Origin of the sequence: Bradyrhizobium sp. SHOUNA76, assembly GCF_023006445.1 — a bacterium.
Classification (GTDB): domain Bacteria; phylum Pseudomonadota; class Alphaproteobacteria; order Rhizobiales; family Xanthobacteraceae; genus Bradyrhizobium.
In genome coordinates, this window is the sequence record NZ_JALBHA010000457.1 from 1 (window position 1) to 5,281 (window position 5,281).

The window sequence follows — 5,281 nt, forward strand, 5'->3', positions numbered from 1 at the left end:
CCTGGGCTGCGGCTGTCGCCGGCGGGCGCCACCGCGATGGAGAGCCGTTGCCGAACTGGATGGCGAGCTCCAACCGCTTCCATCGCAGCCCGCGCGCAATGCCGGTGCCGTAAATCTCCGAGCGTCATGGCCGGGCGCGAGCCCGGCCATGACGGAGATCGGCTAGCTCAGGCCTTTTCTTCCCAGATCATGGCGAGGTGCACGATCGTCTGCACGGCCTTTTCCATGTCCTGCCGGCTGACCCATTCCAGCCGCGAGTGAAACGCGTGCTCGCCGGCAAAGATGTTGGGGCAGGGCAGGCCCATGAAGGACAGGCGCGAGCCATCGGTGCCGCCGCGGATCGCGGTGCGCATCGGGCGCAGGCCGGCACGGCGGATCGCCTCAATGGCGTATTCGAGCACGTGCGGGTGACGGTCGATCACCTGCTTCATGTTGCGGTACTGCTCGCGGACCTCGAACTTGTAGGTCGAGCGCGGATAGTCCTTCATCACGTCCTTGACGATGGACTCGAGCAGGTCCTCTTTCTCCTTCAGCCCTTCCTCGGTGAAGTCGCGGACGATGAAGGACAGCCTCGCCTGCTCCAGCGCGCCCTCGATGCCGATCGGATGCAGAAAGCCCTGCTTGCCTGAGGTCGTTTCCGGCGAGCAGCCTTCTTTGGGCAGGCGCTCGACGATGGCGGCCGCGATCTTGATCGCGTGCTCCATCTTGCCCTTGGCGTAGCCGGGGTGTGCGCTGACGCCGTTGATGGTGATGGTGGCGCCATCGGCAGAGAAGGTCTCGTCCTCGACGCAGCCCGCGCTCTCGCCGTCCATGGTGTAGCCGAAATCGGCCCCCAGCTTCTTCAGGTCGACATTGTCGACGCCGCGGCCGATCTCTTCGTCCGGCGTGAACAGGATCTTGATGGTGCCGTGCTTCACATCGGGGTTGTTGATGAAGAAATACGCGGCATCCATGATCTCGGCGATGCCGGCCTTGTTGTCGGCGCCGAGCAGCGTCGTGCCGTCGGTGGTGATGATGTCGTTGCCGATCTGGTTCTTCAGCGCAGGGTGCTCATTGAAGCGGATCACCTGGCTGGTGTCGCCCGGCAGCGTGATGTCGCCGCCGCGATAGTTCTTCAACAGCTGCGGCTTGACGTCCTTGCCGGTCACGTCGGGCGAGGTGTCCATGTGCGAGCAGAAGCAGATCACCGGCACTTTCTTGTCGGTGTTGGCCGGGATCGTGCCGTAGACGTAGCCATAGTGGTCGAGATGCGCGTCCTCGACGCCCATGGCCTTCAGCTCCGCGGCGAGCACGCGGCCGAGATCCTTCTGCTTCTCGGTCGAAGGCGAGTGAGGGGATTCCGGATCAGACTGGGTGTCGATGGTGACGTAGCGCAGGAAGCGCTCGGTCACGGTATGCGAGAAGGTGAGGGAGGACATTTCTGGTCAAACCGCCGGGGTCAGGGGAAGCGGGCGGTATATCAGAAAAAGCGGGCCGGGATGCGGCCGGAACGGCGCGGATCAGGCTTAACGAACGCTCACCTCAGATCGCCTCTTTCAGTTCCTTGACCGGGCGGAAGGTGACCTTCTTGCTGGCCTTGATGTGGATCGGCTCGCCGGTGGCGGGATTGCGGCCGGTGCGGGCGGCGCGCTTGCGGACCTGGAGGATGCCGAGCCCGACGATGCGGACGCGGTCGCCCTTCTTCAGGTGCTTGGTGATCAAATCGACCATGTCGGTTAGGGCAGCTTCGGCGTGCTTTTTCGACAGATCCTGGCTCTCCGCGATATCGGCGGCGAGGTGCTTGAGCGTGATGGTGGCGGGAGCGGCTGCCTTCTTTGCCGAATCCTTCTTAGCCAGATCCTTCTTAGCCAGATCCTTCTTAGCCATGACTGGCCTCCTCGATGGTCCAATGACGGGGCATCCCTGGAAAAGCCGAGAATGGGTGGGGATCCCTCTAAGTCCTTTGACCCGTAGACGATTCGGGCGTGGGCTGACACCGCCGCCAGCCCAGCCGGCCGAACGCCGTCCACGGCCCGCCACAGTTGCGACAGGCCTCGATAAGTTCAGGCTAAGACTATGAAGGGATTGCCAAAATGGCGCGAGAGACGGGGCTCGAACCCGCGACCTCCGGCGTGACAGGCCGGCGCTCTAACCAACTGAGCTACTCCCGCGTGGTTCGCTGACGCGCGCGGAACGAGGGGGGACTTAAAGGCGGGGCTGAGTGAAGTCAAGGACGTTGCGCTTCACCGGTGTATCTCGGCTAAGCATTGCTCTGGAAAACGAAAAAGGCCGCCCGGAGGCGGCCATTGGTCAGCCCGGAAGAGAATGTTTCAGCGAATCTCCGACGTCCCGGCGCTCGTCACCACCACCGGCTTGCCGGCCTTGATAACGTGGGTGGACTGGGCGGTCTGGCTGTAATCGGCATTGGTACGCGCTGCGATCCCGAAGCCGGCCACCATGATGCCGGCCACCAGCGCCACCACCACGATCTTGAGGTGGGTCGCACGATCAGCAGAGTGAATGGAGTGGTTCATCTGAGCCTCCCGACGGGCTTTGCCGCCGTCTATGGCTCTGTCTTAAGGACCATCTGTTTCCGGATGGTTTCGCGGGTTCCGCAAAATGGTTTCATCTCCCGCCCGGCTGGTTTCGCTGAACGGGCCGAGCCGGGCCCGGTCTCAGGCGGCGGCGGCACGGCCGATGTCACCCCGGATCGCGGGCGGCCCGGATGAACAAGAGGGCGCCGAGCGTGGTCGTGACCGCGGAGGCTCTTTGACCCGGCTTGGCAGGTGCCGGCTTTCTTGGCAGAGGTGGATCATGAGCCAGACCGAGAGCAGGGGCGGGGCGACGTCGCCCGCAGCGGACGAGAGCGAACCATCGGCCCCGATCACTATGATGCTGTCGGCGCGACTGATGGTGCTTGCCAATTTGCTCAAGCGTGGCGCGATCCTGCGCTACAAGCGCCTCACCGGCTTGTCCTTGGTCGAGTTCGGTCTCGTCGCCTCGCTCGGCCGCCGACCGCCGATGAGCGTGGCGCGGCTCGCCGAGGCCGTCGGCCAGGACAAGGGACAGATCAGCCGCGCGCTGGCCGATCTGCTCTCGCGCAAGCTGATCGCGAAATCGGCTAATCCGAGAGACAGCCGCGAGGTGCTGATCTCGCTGACGCCTGCAGGTCTCGTTGCGCATGACGCGATCGTCGACGGCGCGCAGGAGCGCAACCGGCGCCTGCTGGAGCATTTGAGCGAAGCTGAATTCCACACGCTGATGCGGCAGGTCGATCAGCTCACGGCGATCGCCGCCGAGATGCTCGAGAGCGAGAAGAGTTCGCGCTGATCTCGCAGCAATCTCCGGAACTGTTGGAGCGCTTCTAAGAGTCCTTCTAAGAAGCTTTCAATTAGGAAATCGCGCACCCTCCCATAAGCGTCATCGCAAGTGCATGCCGTCACGGGACTGACGGCATGACGCATGCAGATACGTTTTGGGGTGGCGCGTTGAACAGTCTGGGAATGCTGCGGTCGGCCGTGTTGGCGACCGCGTCCGCTTTGGTTGTGGTGCCGCAGGCATCGCTTGCGCAATGGCATCGTGAACGTCATCAGCAAGATGCCGCCGGCCGAGCCGATCCGCTACATCGAGACGGGCGTCAACAATTTCGGCAATGCCTATATCGGCTTCGATGTCGGCGGGCCGATAGCGACGCAGCCGCAGGACGGCAACTTGTACTATCGCGTCGTCGGCGAGGTCAGGAACGGCGGTACGCAGGTCGACTTCACGCCCGACAACAATTACTTCATCGCGCCCTCGTTCACATGGAAGCCGGATGCCGACACGACTTTCACAGTTCTCGCATCGGCCTCGAAGACGGACACAAGGGGCATCAACTTCCTGCCGTACCAAGGTACAGTGACGAACGCGCCGTTCGGCAAGATCCCGACCAGCTTCTTCGTCGGCGATCCCAATGTCGACAAGTTCACACGCGAGCAGGAGATGCTCGGCTACCGGTTCGAACGTAATCTCAACGACGACCTGACGTTTCGCCAGAATGCGCGGTTCGCGCATATTGACCTGACCTATCGCGGTTTCATCGGCAACGGTTGGGCCGACATCAATACGGCGACGATGGGCCGCTATAATTGGTATGCGAAGAACACAGCGAACCAGGCCAATCTCGATAGCCAGCTCGAGTACCGCTTCAACACGGGGCCGGTGCGGCACACAATGCTGTTCGGGGTGGACCTGAAGGGTTATCAGATCGACGACTACCAGAACTTCAATTTCGGCACCGTTCCGTCGATCAATGTCTTCAATCCCGTCTACGGTCTCAACATTCCGCTCACGGGCGCACCCTTCCGCAATTTCCAGATCACGCAGAAGCAGGCGGGCACGTACCTTCAGGATCAGATGAAGCTCGGCAACTTCACGCTGGTGCTGAGCGGCCGCAACGATTGGGTCGAGACGACGCAGAATGCGCGCGACACCGGGGCCGCGGTCGCCAGCCGTGACGACAGCAAGTTCAGCGGGCGGGCCGGGCTGATCTACAATTTCGACAACGGCATCGCGCCCTATATCTCCTATGCGACGAGCTACAATCCGGTCATCGGTCTCAACGCCAGCAACCAGCTGTTCCTGCCGGAGACCGGGCAGCAGACCAAGATCGGCATAAAGGTCGCGCCGAAGGGGTTCGACGGCTATTTCACGGCCTCGGTGTTCGACCTCAAGCGGCAGAACGTGGCGACGACCGCCGGCACGCCGATCCTGCTGAACCAGACCGGCGAGGTGACCTCGCGCGGCATCGAGTTCGAAGCGGTGGCCATTGCCACCAAGGAACTCAAGCCGGGATCTCGATCCGTCGCTGGTCGGCAAGACGCCGATCAACACGCCCCAGCTCCTGGTCTCCGGCTGGGCCGACTACACCTTCAAGGATGGGCCGCTCGAAGGCTTCGGTTTCGGCGGTGGCGTGCGCTACATCGGCTCGTCCTGGGCCGACCCGGCCAACACCCTCGAGGTTCCCGCAGTGGTGCTCGGCGATCTCGCGTTGCATTACGAATGGCAGAACTGGCGTACGGCGCTGAACGTGATCAACCTGACCGACAAGATCTATGTCGCGAGCTGTTCGTTCCCGACGTCCTGCTTCTACGGCGACCGTCGGCGCGTGACCGCCAGCGTCTCGTACAAATGGTGAGGACGGGTAAGGGCGGCGGCATCTGGCGCCGCCGATCTTCCATCAGGAGATAGATGAGCTCCCGGGCTATGCCCCCCAGCCCGAAGCTCATGCGGGCGCGGCGCGCGCGACGGCCCTGTACGTCGC

General features: G+C 62.9%; 4 protein-coding genes, 1 tRNA gene and 1 pseudogene. 2 read left to right on the forward strand and 4 right to left on the reverse strand.

Annotated elements, in window-relative coordinates:
• Positions 1-167 precede the first annotated feature (167 nt).
• The 4 genes from pepT to MOV74_RS30630 all read right to left on the reverse strand — a co-directional run bounded on the left by pepT (position 168) and on the right by MOV74_RS30630 (position 2,513).
• The gene (gene pepT, locus MOV74_RS30615; protein ID WP_246930535.1) at positions 168-1,418 is read right to left on the reverse strand and encodes a peptidase T; all 1,251 of its coding nucleotides are present in this window, start codon (positions 1,416-1,418) and stop codon (positions 168-170) included.
• A 103-nt stretch (positions 1,419-1,521) separates the two neighbouring features.
• On the reverse strand, positions 1,522-1,866 hold the full coding sequence (locus tag MOV74_RS30620) for an HU family DNA-binding protein (protein WP_246930537.1): 345 nt from the start codon (positions 1,864-1,866) through the stop codon (positions 1,522-1,524).
• Between the two features lie 207 nt (positions 1,867-2,073).
• Positions 2,074-2,150, reverse strand: a tRNA-Asp gene (locus MOV74_RS30625).
• A gap of 159 nt (positions 2,151-2,309) precedes the next feature.
• Positions 2,310-2,513 (reverse strand): hypothetical protein, encoded by a 204-nt coding sequence (locus MOV74_RS30630; RefSeq protein WP_063194782.1) that lies wholly within the window; start codon positions 2,511-2,513, stop codon positions 2,310-2,312.
• A 280-nt stretch (positions 2,514-2,793) separates the two neighbouring features.
• On the opposite strand from MOV74_RS30630, the gene MOV74_RS30635 reads away from it, so the two are divergent.
• Both MOV74_RS30635 and MOV74_RS30640 read left to right on the forward strand, forming a co-directional pair.
• Positions 2,794-3,309, forward strand: a complete 516-nt coding sequence (locus tag MOV74_RS30635) for a MarR family winged helix-turn-helix transcriptional regulator (RefSeq protein ID WP_246930538.1) — start codon at positions 2,794-2,796, stop codon at positions 3,307-3,309.
• Positions 3,310-3,549: 240 nt separating this feature from the next.
• Positions 3,550-5,155, forward strand: a pseudogene (locus MOV74_RS30640) (TonB-dependent siderophore receptor); the annotation flags it as partial.
• Positions 5,156-5,281: the final 126 nt, after the last annotated feature.